General features: G+C 41.9%; 13 protein-coding genes. 8 read left to right on the top strand and 5 right to left on the bottom strand.

The annotated features are described in order from the left end of the window. Positions 1 to 238: 238 nt before the first annotated feature. Complete coding sequence (locus QUD05_RS25125) at positions 239 to 403, top strand: hypothetical protein (protein ID WP_289798467.1); 165 nt, start codon at positions 239 to 241, stop codon at positions 401 to 403. 77 nt (positions 404 to 480) lie between these two features. Here QUD05_RS25125 and QUD05_RS25120 read toward each other — a convergent pair whose 3' ends face one another. Next, entirely contained in the window at positions 481 to 1158 is a 678-nt protein-coding gene (locus QUD05_RS25120) for a caspase family protein (protein WP_289798466.1), read from the bottom strand. Positions 1159 to 1529: 371 nt separating this feature from the next. Between QUD05_RS25120 and QUD05_RS25115 the strand changes: the two genes are divergently transcribed. The 5 genes from QUD05_RS25115 to QUD05_RS25095 all read left to right on the top strand — a co-directional run bounded on the left by QUD05_RS25115 (position 1530) and on the right by QUD05_RS25095 (position 6425). Continuing rightward, positions 1530 to 1931, top strand: a complete 402-nt coding sequence (locus QUD05_RS25115) for a CU044_2847 family protein (RefSeq protein ID WP_289798465.1) — start codon at positions 1530 to 1532, stop codon at positions 1929 to 1931. Next, positions 1928 to 2638 carry a TIGR04283 family arsenosugar biosynthesis glycosyltransferase gene (locus QUD05_RS25110; RefSeq protein WP_289798464.1) on the top strand — a complete coding sequence of 237 codons (711 nt, stop codon included), beginning with the start codon at positions 1928 to 1930 and terminating at the stop codon, positions 2636 to 2638. Before QUD05_RS25115 ends, QUD05_RS25110 begins: the two co-directional genes overlap by 4 nt. Before the next feature lie 300 nt (positions 2639 to 2938). Next, positions 2939 to 3697: a TVP38/TMEM64 family protein gene (locus QUD05_RS25105; protein ID WP_289798463.1), complete on the top strand. Its 759-nt coding sequence runs from the start codon at positions 2939 to 2941 to the stop codon at positions 3695 to 3697. Continuing rightward, entirely contained in the window at positions 3666 to 4508 is an 843-nt protein-coding gene (locus QUD05_RS25100) for a TVP38/TMEM64 family protein (protein WP_289798462.1), read from the top strand. Before QUD05_RS25105 ends, QUD05_RS25100 begins: the two co-directional genes overlap by 32 nt. A 366-nt stretch (positions 4509 to 4874) precedes the next feature. Next, entirely contained in the window at positions 4875 to 6425 is a 1551-nt protein-coding gene (locus QUD05_RS25095) for a mercuric reductase (protein WP_289798461.1), read from the top strand. Positions 6426 to 6563: 138 nt separating this feature from the next. Here QUD05_RS25095 and QUD05_RS25090 read toward each other — a convergent pair whose 3' ends face one another. Next, on the bottom strand, positions 6564 to 10043 hold the full coding sequence (locus QUD05_RS25090; RefSeq protein WP_289798460.1) for a PA14 domain-containing protein: 3480 nt from the start codon (positions 10041 to 10043) through the stop codon (positions 6564 to 6566). A gap of 1137 nt (positions 10044 to 11180) precedes the next feature. Between QUD05_RS25090 and mgtE the strand changes: the two genes are divergently transcribed. Further along, positions 11181 to 12581 (top strand): magnesium transporter, encoded by a 1401-nt coding sequence (mgtE, locus tag QUD05_RS25085; protein WP_289798459.1) that lies wholly within the window; start codon positions 11181 to 11183, stop codon positions 12579 to 12581. 112 nt (positions 12582 to 12693) lie between these two features. Here mgtE and QUD05_RS25080 read toward each other — a convergent pair whose 3' ends face one another. After that, positions 12694 to 12951, bottom strand: coding sequence for a hypothetical protein (locus tag QUD05_RS25080; protein WP_289798458.1), 258 nt, complete (start codon positions 12949 to 12951; stop codon positions 12694 to 12696). A 224-nt stretch (positions 12952 to 13175) separates the two neighbouring features. Continuing rightward, a complete protein-coding gene (locus QUD05_RS25075) occupies positions 13176 to 14057 on the bottom strand; it encodes an SDR family oxidoreductase (RefSeq protein ID WP_289798457.1) in 882 nt (293 codons plus the stop codon). A 553-nt stretch (positions 14058 to 14610) separates the two neighbouring features. Here QUD05_RS25075 and QUD05_RS25070 point away from each other — a divergent pair. Then, on the top strand, positions 14611 to 16209 hold the full coding sequence (locus QUD05_RS25070) for a peptide ligase PGM1-related protein (RefSeq protein ID WP_289798456.1): 1599 nt from the start codon (positions 14611 to 14613) through the stop codon (positions 16207 to 16209). A 22-nt stretch (positions 16210 to 16231) separates the two neighbouring features. On the opposite strand, the gene QUD05_RS25065 is transcribed toward QUD05_RS25070, so the two are convergent. Further along, complete coding sequence (locus tag QUD05_RS25065; protein WP_289798455.1) at positions 16232 to 18046, bottom strand: protein kinase domain-containing protein; 1815 nt, start codon at positions 18044 to 18046, stop codon at positions 16232 to 16234. Positions 18047 to 18252: the final 206 nt, after the last annotated feature.

Below are 18252 nucleotides of genomic sequence, written 5' to 3'. Positions count from 1 at the left end.
AGGACTCTATTTGATTGGGTGAAAAACTTTGAAAAGCCTGATTCCCTATTACCTGCCTATGGCGCTTGCACTGTACTTTGAGTAGCACGCAAATAAGTTTAAAAATTAAATCGGATTGCGAGCAAACCTTAAGTAAATATTAAGCATATTTACTTATATATCTAGAGAAAGTAGTTTAGAAGTTGAGATGTATATATTGTATAGATATAACAAAATATCTTGACAAGTAAAGCAATATATGAGCTATAAACAGCAAAAACCTGATAAAGCCTATATTTGGGTGAATATTGACTTTGATAAAGTTAAACATAGAATAGATGCGGTAACTTGCCAGATTGAGCGGGTTATACAAAAGCACCAAATTTCAAATCAAACTGCTAACTCAGGTAGAAGAAACAATTAGGTTATCTCTAGGGCAATATCTACGATGGGCTAAGGGCGTGCCGTCGTTTACTTCTAGTCTTGATTCTTTCCTGCTCTCTATTTTACGCTTCTATGCAGCCTCACATAGAATTGGTATAAGTCTACTAAGGTGTAGTTACTCACCCAACGGTCTTGTTTTGGTTCCAAACCTTGAAGCAGTGCAGCAGTGAGAACGCTGTGTTGGCTGTTAATCTCTTCAAAAACTACTTCAAAATCACGAGAAGCCGCAATAAAACACCTGTCTCTACCTTTACCGCGATCGCCTGGATCTGCCTCTGCAAAATTTAGCACTTCTCCGCTATAACAGCAATCCAAAATCACAATTTGTTGTCTGACTTCACTTTCTTGCAGCAGTCGCCGCAGCCATTGCAAAGAGAATCCCCAATTACCCGCATCGGGGTTGACTTCACTCGTTGCTAAAAAGCCTTCCTGAATCCCCAGATTTTTCCGCAATCCATGACCAGAAAAATACAGCAGTGCTGTGTCAGGTGGCTTACCATCTGGCTTAAACAATTGGACGATCGCTTTTTCTAACTGAGTTAAACTAACTTTAGTTTGCTTACCAATGCGAATCGTCTCATTTTCCTTATCTTTGACTGCTGGTAGCCGCGTTACCCGAAACTCCCCATATTGTTGTAAGATTTGAGCGATCGCTTCACCATCGGCAGCTGGTGCGTTGAGACATTTTAAGCGGTCATACGTATTAATTCCCACCACCAAAGCGTCTCGACTCATCCTGCAAAGCCCTATGATAGTTATGCCGAATTATTTCCAGCTTCTACAAGAAATTTACCGCATTTTCCGTAAAATTTTGTAGATAAGCACAACTGGGCTATTTTAGAGGTTGTTTGAAAAGTGGTTTGCTGTATCTTTGTACTTATTGATCCCCCCTAACCCCCCTTAAAAAGGCTACGGTGTACACACAAGTCTTCTAGAGTTGCGCCACAGCCTTTTGATCCCCCCAACCCCCCTTAAAAAGGGGGGCAAAAAGCTCTCAAAGTCCCCCTTTTTAAGGGGGATTTAGGGGGATCTAGAACGTTTTGCTACCGAGAAGAAGACTTTTCAAACATCCTCTTAGACGCAATTCTTTTAGGCGAGATTATCTCATGACTCAACTCACACCTATTCAATTAGAAGATGGCACGATTATTGACATTGAGGCTACAAATAATGTAGATGCTCCGCCAGTGATTACCGAAGTTTCCCCGGAGGGAGAAGAAGAAGCACTAATTGATAAGGGATGGGATGCTGATGCTGCACAAAAGCAAATAGTCCAAAATTTCCAAGCAATTGAAGGTACAATTCGGGCTTACACTGTTTATTCACTGAATGCTTTTAAGAAAATCCCTGTTGCCAATATTGATAAACTCACTTTAGAATTTGGGATCAAAGTTGGCGGTGAAGCAGGTATACCTTACATAACTAAAGGCACGGCTGAAAGTAATCTGAAGGTAACGGTAGAGTGTTCGTTTCCTGACCAACCGGAAAAGCAAACTCAGCAATCATGAGTGAGAGTATTGACGCTGCTAAAATTTCGATTATTATTCCGGCTATTAATGAAGCGGGGAATATTAAAAAAGCTATTGCTACTACTCAAGCCAATCTAAATATAGAAGTCATTGTAGTCGATGGTGGCTCTAGTGATGATACTGTAGCGATCGCTCAGTCTTTAAATGTCAAAGTTATCTCATCATCTCCCGGTCGTGCTGTGCAAATGAACGCGGGTGCTGTAGCGGCTAGCGGCGAAATTCTGTTATTTCTCCATGCAGATACCCGTTTGCCAACTGGGTTTGATGAGATGATTCGCACGGCATTACAACAGCCTGGGATTGTGGCTGGTGCTTTTAAGTTGCGGATTGATGCGTCACTTTTAAGTTTACGATGGGTAGAGTGGGGGGTAAATGTGCGATCGCATTTTTACCAAATTCCCTATGGCGACCAAGCAATTTTTTTAACTAAGGAAGTATTTCAGCAAATAGGTGGCTTTCCCGAATTGCCTATCATGGAAGATTTTGAACTCATGCGTCGTTTAAAAGGCATCGGACACGTTGTAATTATTCCTACACCAGTTGTCACCTCAGCCCGTAGATGGTTGCAAAAGGGAGTATTGAAAACTACGCTACTCAATCAAATAGTAATTATTGCTTATTTGCTCGGTGTTTCACCTGAGCGAATTTGTAGCTGGTATCGCCGAGAAAAATTTAAGAGGCTTTAAGCTGTTTCTCATGTGGGTAGTATATCTTAGGGGCATTGGATTTGAGGTGTAAATTTTAAAGTTGAGCCTCAGAAGGTCAACGTCAAGCCTCAGAAGGTCAAAGTTGAGCCTCAAAAAGTCAACATTGAGCCTCAGAAGGTCAAAGTTGAGCCTCAAAAAGTCAACATTGAGCCTCAGAAGGTCAAAGTTGAGCCTCAGAAGGTCAACGTCGAGCCTCAGAAGGTCAAAGTTGAGCCTCCGAAGGTCAAAGTTGAGCCTCAAAAGGTCAACGTCGAGCCTTAGAAGGTCAAATTTATAAAAATGAACAAGCGTTTATTAAATTCCAAACTCAAACTACTACTCCTAAGTTGCCTCGCTGTCACTTTCATAATTGCTGCTAAACAGTTAAACTTTCAGGGACTTTTACAAACTTTAGTCATTTGGGTTGAAAGTTTGGGTGTTTTAGGGCCTATCGCCTACATAGTTATTTACAACTTGGCAACATTACTGTTTATACCGGGTTCTCTTCTAACCCTCAAAGGTGGTTGTCTGTTTGGTGTATTTTGGGGATCAATATATGTGCTAATTGCTGCAACAATTGGAGCAACCTTGGCTTTTATTATTGGACGCTACCTGTCACGGGATTGGGTTTCTCGACAAATGGAAAAACATCCTAAATTTAAAGCGATTGATTTAGCAGTTTCCAAAGAGGGATGGAAAATTGTTTTGCTAACTCGTCTCTCTCCTATCTTTCCCTTCAATTTATTAAATTATGCATTTGGAGTAACACAGGTTTCTCTCAAAGACTATATATTAGGTTCCTTCGGCATTATTCCCGGTAGTGTAATGTACGTTTATATTGGTTCTTTAGCTGGGAATCTTGCCATGATTAACACCTCTCATCAACCAATTACTCCAGAAACTCAAATCTGGCAATGGATAATGCGAGTAGTTGGGTTGATTGCTACCGTTGCTGTGACTGTGTATATCACAAAAATTGCTCAGAAAGCATTAGCTCAAAGTGTGGCAGTAGAAGAAATCACAACCCATGAAAAAACTAACAATCATTCAGATATTTAAAGCCTCTCTGCGAGACGCTACGCGAACGACTCCGCTCGGCTTTAACAGTGAGCGAAGCCGAAGTGTTAAAAGTATTGATGCCAGAAACTTCCAGAAGTTTTTTAACCTCTGCGCATTAATATTAATAATATTGGCAAGTAGTTTCTCATTAAACACAGACCCGGCTTTGGCACAAGAATTGGCAAATTCAAATTCTTTCAATCCCCAAGCAATTTTACGCGAAGCCTTGCAGTGGATTGAAAGCCTAGGTGCGTTAGGAGCCATAGCTTTTATTGCTATTTATATTGTCGCTACCGTTGCTTTTTTCCCTGGTTCTATTCTCACTTTGGGGGCTGGTGTAATTTTTGGCGCAGTTTGGGGTTCTCTCTACGTGTTTATCGGTGCAACCCTTGGCGCTACCGCTGCTTTCCTCGTCGGACGTTATTTAGCAAGGGGTTGGGTTGCTGGTAAAATTGCAGATAACAAAAAATTTGCCGCCATTGACCAAGCGGTAGGTAAAGAAGGATTAAAAATTGTCCTGTTAACGCGACTGTCTCCCATATTTCCTTTCAATTTGCTCAACTATGCCTTTGGCATCACGGGAGTTTCACTTCAAGATTACTTCATCGGCTCTCTAGGGATGATTCCTGGAACCATCATGTACGTTTATATTGGTTCCCTTGCAGGTAATCTGGCGATGATTGGGACTGAGACTCAACCTACCAACCCAACTTTACAATGGGCAATTCGCATCTTGGGTTTGATTGCGACAGTCGCCGTTACAGTTTATGTAACCCGGATTGCCCGCAAAGCTTTAGAAGAGGAATTGTAGAGGTGGACAGTTGTGCTACCCTACTGTGGTCTATTAAACTGCAAATTTCTGTAAATTATTGATTGCTGAAACGTTTATACAGAAAAGCTTCAATCATATCTGTCAATTTGTCTCGTTCCCAGTCTCAGACTGGGGATGCCGTTCTAGAGGCTCCGCCTCCCTTGCTGGCGGCTCTGCCGCCAGGAGAAGCATTTCCAGGCGGAGGCTGAAAACGAGATTTGAAACAGGAAAGGTTCAATCGTATCTGTCAATTCCCAAACGGACAAAACAATTCAAAGGCTGTATTCCTTATTAGACAAGCATAAAAATAAAAGACTGAGCCGCCTAAATTAATCGGGATTCTTAATTTTAAAAGAGGTTCTGCCAATGACCAATTCAGATTTAGAGAGAGTCACAGTTCGCCCAATTGACGAGTATAACCAAAAGTTGGTGTCTTACGTCCATCCGCCAAATTGGGTTAATCCTCAACCTGCCGATGTTTACGACTTGGTAGTAATTGGTGCTGGTACAGCAGGATTAGTGGTGGCAGCGGGTGCTGCGGGTCTGGATTTGGGTTTAAAAGTGGCGTTAATTGAAAAGCATCTCATGGGTGGAGATTGCTTAAATGTTGGTTGCGTACCATCTAAAACTATTATTCGCTCTGCCCGCGTTGTTGGCGAAATCTGGAATGCTAAAGATTTGGGAGTTAATATTCCCCAACATAATATAGATGTTGATTTTCCCAAAGTCATGGACAGGATGCGGCGAATCAGGGCTGATATCAGCCCTAATGACTCGGCGGAACGGTTTAAAAAGTTGGGTGTCGATGTCTTTTTGGGTAGCGGTCGATTTGCAAGTAAAAATACCGTGGAAGTTGGCGACAAAACCCTCAAGTTTAAAAAGGCTGTAATTGCTACTGGCGCAAGAGCTGCACAACTGTCAATTCCGGGAATTGAACAGGCGGGTTATCTAACTAATGAGACGGTTTTTTCTCTGATTCAACGACCGGAACGTTTGGCGGTGATTGGCGGTGGCCCCATTGGTTGCGAATTGGCGCAAGCTTTCCGGCGCTTGGGTTCTGAGGTGGTGCTTTTCCATAGCGGTTCTCATCTCCTGAACAAAGAAGACGCTGAAGCGGCTAAAATTCTCCAAAAAGTTTTGATTAACGAAGGAATTCGCGTAGTGCTGAATTCCAAATTGGAAGAAGTGGTAACTGTCACCGAAGGGAAACGGCTTTACTTTTCCTCCAACGGTCATCGAGATTCGGTGACAGTCGATGAAATTTTAGTCGGTGCGGGGCGATCGCCAAATGTCGAAAATCTAAATTTAGAAGCTGTGGGTGTAGAATATGACAAGCACCAAGGCGTAAAGGTAAATGATTACCTCCAGACGACCAATCCCAAAATTTATGCAGCTGGCGATATCTGCATGAACTGGAAGTTTACCCATGCTGCTGATGCAGCGGCGCGGATTGTAATTAAAAATACCCTGTTTTCTCCCTTTGGCATAGGACGCTCGAAACTCAGTAGTTTGGTGATGCCTTGGGTAACTTATACTGACCCAGAAATTGCTCACGTAGGGTTATACGAACACGAAGCGCAGAAATTGGGTATTGAGGTGACGACAATTAAGATACCTTTTAATAGTGTAGACCGAGCGATCGCAGATGGTGAAGAGTTAGGATTTCTCAAAATCCACCATAAAAAGGGGTCTGATGAAATTATCGGTGCAACTATTGTCGCTAGTCACGCGGGGGAGATGATTTCAGAAGTGACTACGGCAATGGTGAATAAGCTCGGTTTGAGCAAGTTAAGCAGTGTAATTCATCCTTATCCCACTCAAGCCGAAGCGATTAAAAAAGCCGCTGATGCTTATCGTCGAACACTTTTAACATCAAATACCAAAAAATTCTTGGGATTTCTGACAAAGTTATCTTGAGCAAAATCAGTGAACAGTTAGAGGACTGTTCACTGATAACTGATACAGCAGTTTTCAACTAGATGAAGTATAAAGTACAGGAGTCAAAATCAGACATCAAGAGTTTATTTCCTGCCTTCTGCCTCCTTCAAGTCATCTCTAAACAGGTCGGAAGCGATCGATCTCGCCTCCGATCAAGTTTGCGTAATACAGATTACCATCAGGACCAGTGGTGATTTGTGTAGGCAGTCCTAGATTAGGTCTGTCTGCTGTGGAAGCAAACCGCTTAACTGAGGTAACTTTACCTTGACTATCTAATATCAAAGCATCGATAGTTCCTTGACTGAAATCACCAATGAATAAGGCACCTTGATAGATTGAAGGGAAAGTATTACCTGTGTAAAAGTCACCCACAAGGATCGAATTAGAACCAGAATGCTTGTAAGTGTACAGTGGTTCTGTAACAGATGAGCCACTATTATAGAAGGCTTTTGCTGCATCTAAATTAGCGTAGACTGGTTGTTTCAGACTGACGACATTACCATTTGCATCAAGGCCACCTTCATAGAATGGCCAGCCAAAGTTAGCTCCTGGTTTTCCGATATTGACCTCTTCGTAAGTACCTAAGCCAACATCGCCAATTACAGGGGTATTGGTCTTTTTATCAATTGTGAAACGGAAGGGGTTACGCAGACCCAAGTCATAAACTTTGGAAATATTGCTATTGGCGTCACCGTTGTAGAAAGGATTGCTTGATAAGCCTTTACCAGTAATCGGGTCAATCCGCAGAATCTTGCCGGATAGATTATTCTTATCCTGGACGCGAATTGCTCTGGGGTCTACTCCATTGTAGGAAGTACCATCTCCTAAGCTCACAAACAGAGAGCCATCAGTACCAAAACGCACAGAACCAACTGAGTGAGATTCACTATCATTAGCTATAAAATTCTGGACATTTTGGACTTTATCGAGATTATTGAGATAATCCTGCAAGCTGGTAAACGGCTTACCAGTATCTCTGTTGAGAATTCCTGATGGTGCATAGCCAAGTGTGACATTTGTACTATTTCCATCTGGCTTGACAATATTCGCCCAAGTGCCATTTGTGCCGAGTAGTACAACTTCGCTGCCAGCGATCGCAGTAGTGTAATTAGTGTTGGGGTCGGCTGTAAAGCGACTTAGCCGTGCAGTCCGATTCCCATTCTGGTCAGGATCGTCTAATGTGCTATTGGGATTGTTCTTAGAATTGCTTGTATTAGTTTCTGGTGGATCGTAGGTATACAACAGGTAAACATAGTTGTTGCCGTTTGGACTTTTGCCAAAATCTGGATGTACAGCAATGCCTAACAGACCGCGATCGCGCGTATCATTTACTTGTCCGCGAATATCAGTAAATGGTGTAGCTAATAAGGTACCGTTTTTCGTGACTCGCACTACCCCATTTTTCTGGGCAATGAACATGCTGTTACCATCAGGTGCCCATTCAAAAGCTGTGGGTTGATTCAAACCAGAAACTACCGTATCTAAAGCAAAGTTACCAGAGTCATTATCAATAATACTGATACTTGTTTCTTGATTAGTGAGCTGCACTCCAACTGCGTTACTGAACTTTAAAGCAAATGTTTCATTTGATTCCCCAATACTGTCATTAAGAATGGGGATAACAATAGTGTTGCTGGTTTGTCCAACTACAAAACTCAAGCTTCCAGATACAGCCTGGTAGTCAGATCCAGCTTTAGCAGTCCCATCTTGGGTTATGTAGTTCACGCTAGCAGCCGCCGAAGCATTGCCCCGTGTAACTATCACCTTAGCAGTGCCGTCACCCTCATTAACTACTGGCTGACTGAAATCGAGTCCGGAGCGATCGTTGTCTTGAATCGTAATTGCGAGAGTTCTTTGAACTCCGAGTGTTGCCCCCTCTGCCTGATCGATGACAAAATTAAAGGTTTCATCTGCTTCTATCGAGGAATCATCATTGATCGGAATGGATACCTGCGTGCTGCTTTCTCCCGCCGCAAAAGTCAGTGTTCCAGCACTTTCAATGCCTTCACTCCCATAGTCAACTCCTTTTGTGGCAGTATTAGCTATAGTTGCATACTTGATTGAGGATGTACTACTTAAATCTCCAGTTCTAAGTATTTTAACGGTAACACTATCACTGCCTTCGTTCACAGTCATCGAAGACGATCCTAATGTGATAGCGGTCTGAAGAACTGGTGAATAAAGTTGAGACTGAGGAATGATTTCTTTCACCTGAGAGGCGCTTGACCAACGCAGTTGAGAAACGGCATTGTTTTTATTTTCGTAGTACTCAAGTTTAATATCGTACTTCTGACCTGCAACTAGTGCGATCGAGCCACTGGATTCGGTGGCAGGTTGATCGATAAACTGATTGATGATTTGTTGACCATTCACCCACAGTCGCACACCATCATCAGCAGTGGTGTAAAAGTTATAAGTTTCGCTGTACTTGGCTTCTACCTGACCTGTCCAGCGCGCTGAGAAGGTATCTGCTTCAATCGACGGAGCGGGAGAATTAGCGCCCCAATTAAAGTTCACCGTCGGATTTGTAGTAGTTACCTTTAGGTTAGTGAAGTCGATGTTGTCGTAGTACTCTCCTTTGAGTCCATTGCCACTACCAAGTGTGCTGACATTACTATACAGTTGGGACTGAGGAATGATTTCCTTTGCCTGAGAAGTGCTTGACCAAGCCAGTTGAGAAACGGCATTGGATTTATTTTCGTAGTACTCAAGTTTAATATCGTATTTTTGACCTGCAACCAGGGCGATTGAGCCAGTAGATAGTGTGGCAGGTTGATCGACAAACTTATTGATAATTTGTTGACTATTTACCCACAGTCGCACACCATCATCACTAGTGGTGTAAAAGTTATAAGTTTCGCTGTACTTGGCTTCTAGCTGACCTGTCCAGCGCGCTGAGAAGGTATCTACACCAATCGACGGATCGGGAGAACCAGCGCCCCAGTTAAAGTTCACCGTCGGATCTATGCGAGTTTGCTTGAGATTGGTGAAGTCGATGTTGTCGTAGTACTCTCCTTTGAGTCCGTTGCCACTACTACCACTACTAGGTGTGCTGACATTACTATACAGTTGGGACTGAGGAATGATTTCCTTTGCCTGAGAAGTGCTTGACCAAGCCAGTTGAGAAACGGCATTGGATTTATTTTCGTAGTACTCAAGTTTAATATCGTATTTTTGACCTGCAACCAGAGCGATTGAGCCGGTAGATAGTGTGGCAGGTTGATCGACAAACTTATTGATAATTTGTTGACCATTTACCCACAGTCGCACACCATCATCACTAGTGGTGTAAAAGTTATAAGTTTCGCTGTACTTGGCTTCTAGCTGACCTGTCCAGCGCGCTGAGAAGGTATCTACACCAATCGACGGATCGGGAGAACCAGCGCCCCAGTTAAAGTTCACCGTCGGATCTATGCGAGTTTGCTTGAGATTGGTGAAGTCGATGTTGTCGTAATACTCTGCCTTTAGTCCATCTCCTTGAGAGATTAGGCTAGACCGAGCAGAAATGCTGGTTTGTCCCTGGTCAATGCTTTCTAGAGATGATTTAGTAGTAATTACTGGGCTTACAGATGTTGATAAGTTTTGATTTGATGCCATGATTAATGTTTCAGGATTAGTTTTACATTGAATATTTCAACAAATAATGCATCATAAAGCTTGATATAAACATAATAATAAGCTAATCATTGATTTAACCTATAAATATATATTCAGTAATTGCTAATTATGAATAATTAGTTGAGGAAGATATTAGTCTTTGTTTTCTTTCAAAAAATTACTGAATTATTGAGACCTTCTAAATTTCACTAATGTGCAGATGCATATTCCGTCAGACAAGCAATGCTCAAGAAAGCAAATACATGCGTAATTAGTCAAATGCAATAACTTTACATAGATTACTTAAGTATTCTTTGACTTCTACATATTTGACAATAGAGCGCGGTGTTATGTCTATCTTGTTTATGGAATTTTGTTTAAATATTCACATTAATATATCCTTTTTTAAAGGAATATAAAAGTTTTGATGATGTTTAAATAAAATTTGCCAAAGTACCGGATAATTAATATGTTTTATCTACATATTTATTAACTGTATAAAAAATTGATAAAGAAAAATTGTAATATTTAAAGATTTAAAAAATTAATATTTATCTATATTTCATCTTGACTATTACTTGATTACCAGAACCAGCAGAAATATAGTAATAATCTAAAATTAGTGGAACAGAAAACTTGGCAAGAGCCTGACTAGTCATGCATTTAAGCTAGGGAACACAAGTTACTGAATTCAGAAATAATCGTACTTTTTGAGTACCCTTGTTATGGGTGCATTATCCTGCAAATCGCTATGTGACCACATATTTGGGTCTGAATCCTAAGGCTTCACGCAATGCTTTAAAGTAATGAGTAAGGAGTAATGAGTTTCATAGTGGATGAAAAATGGGTATTTACTCATTACTTGTTACTTATTACTCATTACTCCTTCTTAAGAGCGCCTTTAGCTCGGTGAGGATGTCAAAGTTTATCTTCTCTACAAGAGGCTACGCTAACGAGACACCGTGATATCGCTGAACGCAAAGAATTGTCAACGTCCGAAATCTTACTCTTTCGTTCATTTACAAAAGTTTTCAATCTACTCCTAGTCAGAAAAATTACAAGTTTGACGTTGCACATCCCACTTTCCCCTAGACTAGGGGCAGCAACCTTGTTCAAACTGGCTGAGGAAAGTGGACTTTGACTGAGACAAACAATTTAAACTCTACCATCCAGAATCTCTCACGCAGGGAATTGCGAGATTTAGTGCGGACTCAGCTACAAATGCTCCTAGAAGCAGGAGACTTGCAGGGAGCAAAATCTATTCTCGTACCCGTGCAGCCTGCGGATATCGCCGAGGCGATTGAGGGTTTGCCAGAAGCGATGCACGCTTTGGCTTTTCGCTTGCTTTCTAAGGATGAGGCGATCGAAGTTTATGAATATCTCGACTACAGTGTTCAAGAACGGTTAATTGAAGAACTTAAAAGCCAGGAAGTCCGCGATATTGTCGATCAAATGTCGTCGGATGACCGAGCTAGGTTATTTGATGAATTACCAGCAAAAGTCGTCAATCGCTTGCTAGAACAACTGAGTCCAGCAGAACGCCAAGCTACAGCCCAACTATTGGGTTATGAAGCTGATACTGCTGGACGAATTATGACGCTAGAGTTAATCTCACTGAAAGAAAACTTTACAGTATCTCAAGCTCTAGAGCGAATTCGCAACTTAGCTAATGCCAGTGAGATGATTTATTATCTTTATGTCATGGATGCGGCAAGGCGCTTGACGGGGATTGTATCGTTGCGGGAATTAGTAACGTCTCAGCCTGAGCAAATTATTGGCGAGATTATGACGCGTGATGTGATATTCGTCCACACTGATACAGATCAGGAAGAAGTCACGAGATTAATCCAAAGATATGACTTTCTGGCTGTGCCTGTGGTAGATCGAGAACAGCGTTTAGTAGGTATTGTCACCGTCGATGATGTGATTGATATTTTGCAACAAGAAACCACCGAAGATATCTATGCCTTGGGTGGTGGTGTGCAGTCGGGGGGCGACAACTATTTTCAAATGAATTTGCTGGAAATTGCTCGGAAGCGGGTTGTCTGGTTATTGGTCTTACTTATAACCAATACCGTCACAGGCACAATTATTAAGTCGCAAGAAGATATTTTAGCAAAAGTTGTCACACTGACGGCCTTTATCCCCTTGTTGACTGGTACTGGGGGTAATGTAGGCGCTCAATCTTCCACAGTGGTGATTCGTGGGATGAATACCGATGAAATCCGATCGCTTGGTGCATTGCAGGTAATCGGGCGGGAAGCGATCGCAGGGGCATTATTAGGAGGAATGTTAGGTACGATCGCTACTGTCTGGGCTTATTTTCTGCAAGGACGATTAGAAGTAGCGATCGCTGTAGGCACTAGTTTGGTGGCTATTTCTATTTTGGCTTCGATCTCCGGTTCAGCACTACCATTTCTATTTCGCTATCTGCGTTTAGATCCGGCATTAATGTCAGCACCATTTATTACCACAGCAGTTGATGTAGTAGGTGTTTTGATTTATTTCAATTTGGCGCGGGTAATTTTAAAGTTATGAAAAGAGTCATTAGTCATTAGTCACTTGTACTGAGCGTAGTCGAAGTATTAGTCATTAGTGAATAACACACTACAAATGACAAAAGACAAATGACAAATGACTAACTTAACTTTTACAATTCTGATTCTGTATCTGGAGCAACAATTTCACCAGTACCCAATTGCAGGATCATGTCCTGGTCAGTAATCAATCCGCTGAGTTCCTTAACTTGTAAATTCATTTCTTCACAAGCTTGTCTAAGTTCTCTGGCAAATGTGTTGAGGTCTTGACCATAGCCACATTGATAAGCAGCAGTTTCAATTCCTTGCTGGGCATTTGCTCTAGCACAATCTACTAGTTCTGTGCCTTTCAGTGGTGTAAGAGATGCCATAAACGTAGTTATTATTTCTTAAATGTACGCTGTTAGACAGGTTATCAATATTTCAACATTAGATCATCCCTCCAATGGATGACCATGAAGGTAGAGTTAAGAGTTAGGAGTTAACAGTTAAGAGTTATAAGTTTAGAGTTAGGAGTTAACAGTTGTAAGTTTAAAATATATTATTTATAACTCTTAATTTCTAACTCCTCACTCATAACTCCTAACTATTGTACTCACCCATTCACAACATCTCCACCATTGACATGTAACACTTGTCCAGAGACATAAGAACCATCATCAGAAGCTAAATATACGTAGCTAGGAGCAACTTCTTCTGGTTGTCCGGCTCTTTCCATTGGCACTTGTTTCCCAAAGGTTTCAACTTTCTCTTCAGGAAAAGTTGAGGGAATTAAAGGTGTCCAAATTGGCCCTGGTGCGACAGCATTAACGCGAATTCCTTTGGATACCAAATTTTTTGATAAGGAGCGAGTGAAAGCAACGATCGCACCTTTTGTAGAAGAGTAATCTAGTAGTTGTGGACTACCTTTATAAGCTGTTACCGATGTGGTATTGATAATAGCACTGCCCGCTTGCAAATACTTGAGTGCAGCCTTAGTCATGAAAAACATTGAGAAGATATTAGTGCGGAAAGTTCGCTCTAATTGTTCTTCGGTAATTTCTTCAATACTTTCTTTTGGATGTTGTTCAGCAGCGTTGTTGACGAGAATATCTAGTTTACCAAACTCACCAACCGTTTGTTGTATGGCTTGCTGACAAAAGGTTTCATTGCCAATATCACCTGCAATTGTTACTGCACGACGACCTTGTTTTTCTACCAAATGTTTTGTTTCTTTGGCATCATCGTGTTCATTAAGGTAAAGGATTGCCACATCTGCACCTTCTTTGGCAAATGCGATCGCAACAGCACGACCAATCCCACTATCTGCACCCGTAATCAATGCTACTTTATCTTGTAACTTGCCACTACCCCGATACTGAGCATCATCAGCTTTGGGTTTTGGTGTCATTTCTGATTCAACACCTGGTGTTTCTTGTTGTTGTGGCGGTTGCAATTTTTGCTCTTTTTTCTCTTTTGGTTCTTTTGATTTAGCCATCTGTTTTACCTTGGTAATTGAATATTGAATGGGGCATTGAGAAAGGGACATTGGGAATTAGTTACACTCCATCTTTCTCCTATTCCCTATTTCATAACTAAACCTTGGATCGAAAATTCAACCCAAGGTTTATTTTTTGCTTTGACTCTCACTAGCCATTTGCAATTTTAGGCATTCATATCTTGGATGTTTGCCAAACTTACTTATTCCAGCAACTCTACGCAACTTACATTATTTATCCTCATGCCTGACCATGAAAATAAGTACATAACTCTAATGTGATGAAGAATTTATCTTTTTCATCTGTTTTAAAGTTAACTATTATATTGCTGTACTTTATCGCCCCCTAGAGGTAAAGTAAGCAGCAATTAACTCAACCTTAAGAGGGAAAAGAATTAAAGAAGTCGGCGATTTGCGGGTTGCTATAGTTTGATCGATCATTGCTGACTTCGGGAAAATTTTTACAAAACTACCTGAATCTTGACACGGCGACTATACATCCTCCAAAAAGGTGCGTGGTGCGCTACATTGAGATCATTAGAGGGCATGGGTTATGGCAACATTAAATATTTCCGAGTTAGAACAGGTTGAAAAGTTTCGCCACTTACAATTAACCCTGCGCGATCGCTGGAAAACGAGCGAACTATTTGACAATAGCGAAGCGGATATTTTAATTATTCCCTCCTTGAGTCTCGACCAGCGCGAACTCCAAAAGATCGAAGGCTGCGAACATTATGAAGAAAGATTACTATTTTCTTTAATTCGGTTGCGGAATCCCCAAACTCGCCTGATTTATGTAACATCAGTACCCCTGCATCCAAGTATCATTGATTATTATTTGCAGCTATTGCCAGGTATCCCTTTTTCTCATGCTCGCAATCGCTTGCTGTTACTTTCTACTTACGATTCCTCTCTTAAGCCTCTGAGTCAAAAGATTTTAGAACGTCCCCGTCTGCTAGAGCGGATTCAGAAATCTTTGAGGCTAGACAAATCATTTATGATCTGCTACAACTCTTCGCACTGGGAAGGCGAATTGTCTTTAAAATTAGGTGTACCATTGTATGCTGCTGCACCAGATTTACAGATTTGGGGAACAAAAAGTGGTAGTCGGCAAATTTTCAAGGAAAGCGGAGTACCGCATCCAGATGGCAGCGAAAAAGTTTGGAACCCCACAGATTTGGCAGAAGCTACTGTTGATTTGTGGGAACGCCAACCAACATTAAAACGAGTAGTAGTAAAACTCAACGAGGGCATTTCTGGAGAGGGGAATGCATTGTTGGATCTTAGACCGATTGAGAATTTAGCACCAAACACTGGTACTCATGCCGAAAGGGTAGCTGCAATTAGCGATCGCTTCTCAACGATGCGCTTTCAAGCAAAACTTGAGACATGGGAGAATTTTTCGGGAAGAATCCCGGAATTAGGGGCAATTACCGAAGCATTTGTGGAAGGGGAAATTAAGCGATCGCCCAGCGTTCAAGGACGGATTACACCCCAAGGCGAAGTGGAAATCCTTTCAACTCACGACCAAATTCTCGGAGGCCCAGACGGTCAGATTTATCTTGGTTGCAGCTTTCCTGCTGATGAAACATATCGATTGCAATTACAGCAATTGGGACTTCAAGTTGGCAGAAAGCTAGCAGATAAAGGCACTTTAGAGCGGTTTGGTGTAGATTTTATCGCCGTTGACAAGGGTAATGGAGAGTGGGATATTCAGGCGATCGAAATTAACCTGCGTAAAGGCGGTACAACGCATCCATTCATGACCCTGAAATTATTAACGAACGGTCGCTATGACCTTTCCACGGGTTTATTTTATAGTCAGCAAGGTCGTCCAAAATATTACATTGCCACTGATAATCTGCAAAAAGAGCGCTATCAGGGATTATTGCCTAATGATTTAATGGATATCATTGCTCACCACAGACTGCACTTTGACAGCGGTACAGAAACGGGTACAGTGTTTCATCTTATGGGCTGCCTTTCGCAGTTTGGCAAGGTGGGATTAACCAGTATTGGTGATTCCCCACAACAAGCACAAGATATTTATAACAAAGTTGTCAAAGTTCTAGATGAAGAAACCCGCAGCGAAAATCGTAATTTCTCGCCATTTTCAGATTATTCCTTTCCTGTGGTTTGGGATGAATTATAGGGCACAGCAATGCTGATTAGTTCTAAATGCGCTGATCGCTATTAGGTAAATTTTGCTGGTTGCTTGGCTGTTTACCAGATTGTAATTGAGTATATATATAGGTTACTACTGCTAAAGTCAGCCCAATAGCCAACACCACCCCTACAATTCGCAAGAAATTGGGAGTAATTCTCGTAGTTAGCTGCTCACTTAGCCTTGGTTGGTAAATAGTGTCATCCGTTCGCGCTTGTGGTCTGCGTTGATTAGACGCAGGTCGTGGCTGATACAACGTCACGTCTGCTTGCACTGGTGGTCTACTTTGATTAGATACTGGTCGCGGCTGAAACAAAGTCTTATCCGGTGACACTTGTTGCCCACTTTGATTAGATCCCGGTCGGGGTTGAAACAACGTCTTGTCTGGTGGCACTTGTTGACCGCCTTGATTAGCTCCTGGTCGCGGTTGAAACAACGTCTTATCGGGTGGTACTTGTTGCCCGCCTTGATTAGCTCCTGGTCGTGGTTGATATAACGTCACATCAGGTTTGCTGGCGTTCAGATTATTCCCAGGACTTTGTGAATTTTGTTCAACTGGGTTAAATGGTCTGGGAACAGTTTCGTGATTTGAGCCTTGATTGAAACCAGATGGAGGACGAATCACAGTATCGTCGTTCGATTGTCTGGGAACAGTTTCGTGATTTGAACCTTGATTAAAACCCGATGGAGGACGAATAACGGTATCGTCGTTCGATTGTCTGGGAACAGTTTCGTGATTTGAGCCTTGATTGAAACCAGATGGAGGGCGAATAACGGTATCGTCGTTCGATTGTCTGGGAACAGTTTCGTGATTTGAGCCTTGATTTGAAGAAGGTTGCGATCGCCCAGTCATTAGTTCGGGTACGCTAGATTCTGTGGCAAATTTGGCAGCAGCTTGCAAAGCCTGATTCAGTTCTTCTACCGTTGCAAATCGGTTAGCTGGGTTCTTATGGAGGCATTTCATCACCACGGCTTCTAATTGTACGGGTAAATGCTCACACCCTGGTTGTTCGCGCAGTGGTTTCGGTGGCTCATAAGCATGAGCTAATACCCAAGAAGCCTCACTGATATGACTACCCTTAATGCTGATTCCAAAGGGATCGGCTGCACTCAGCATTTCATAAAGGATAATCCCTAAGCTGTAAATATCACCTCTAGCATCCAGGTTGCGATCGCTTTGGATTTGTTCAGGAGGTGCGTAACGAAATGTACCGATAAATGTACTAGTTATATTTGTAATATTGGAATTTTCTGAAGATTCACTCCGAATTTTGGCAACACCAAAATCCAAAACCTTCACCCACTCTCCCAAATCTGTTGGCATTAGAAATATATTATCTGGCTTCAGGTCGCGGTGAACTACTTGAATATGTTCACTGGTTTTGCCGCCATCCCGTTGGAGAGTCACTCCTTGATGGGCAAGCTGTAAACCCTTACAAACTTGCGCCATAATCTTCACCGTCCGCTCAACAGACAGCCGCTTTTCGCGCAGCAGTAATTGTCTAAGCGTTTGCCCCCGCAAATATTCCATGACGTAAAATGGAAAACCTTCCGGGGTTACACCACAGTCACTAATCTTAACAATATGGTCGCTTTGCAAAGCAGCACAAACTGCCACCTCCCGCTCGAAACGCTTTCTCATTTCGAGTGATGCCACTAGCGTATCTTTGAGCAACTTCAACGCTACCTGCTGACCAACACGGGTGTCCGTTGCTAGGAAGACTTCTCCCATGCCACCCCCGCCTAACCGTCTGTCTAAACGGTATCGCTGGTTATCACCTACGAAGCGACCATTCCAAGAATTTGAAGAAGGTGGGGATTTCATCTGGGGCAACCCATCCTAGTTACTTTAAAATGTTAACTTTATTCAGAGATAATACTAGTATTACAAATATGATTGCTTCATAACTTAGATGAATATTAGTAATATATACTACTAGTACTTATCTAATTATACTCAGCTTAACATATTAGTAACTTAAAGTAATGTGATAATTTTGATAAAATGTTTAAACTTTAGACTTAATAGCA

The sequence above is a fragment of the Nostoc sp. GT001 genome, from assembly GCF_030382115.1.
GTDB lineage: Bacteria > Cyanobacteriota > Cyanobacteriia > Cyanobacteriales > Nostocaceae > Nostoc.
Note: the sequence above shows the minus strand (reverse complement) of the source record. Positions and strands in the feature narration are given on the sequence as shown.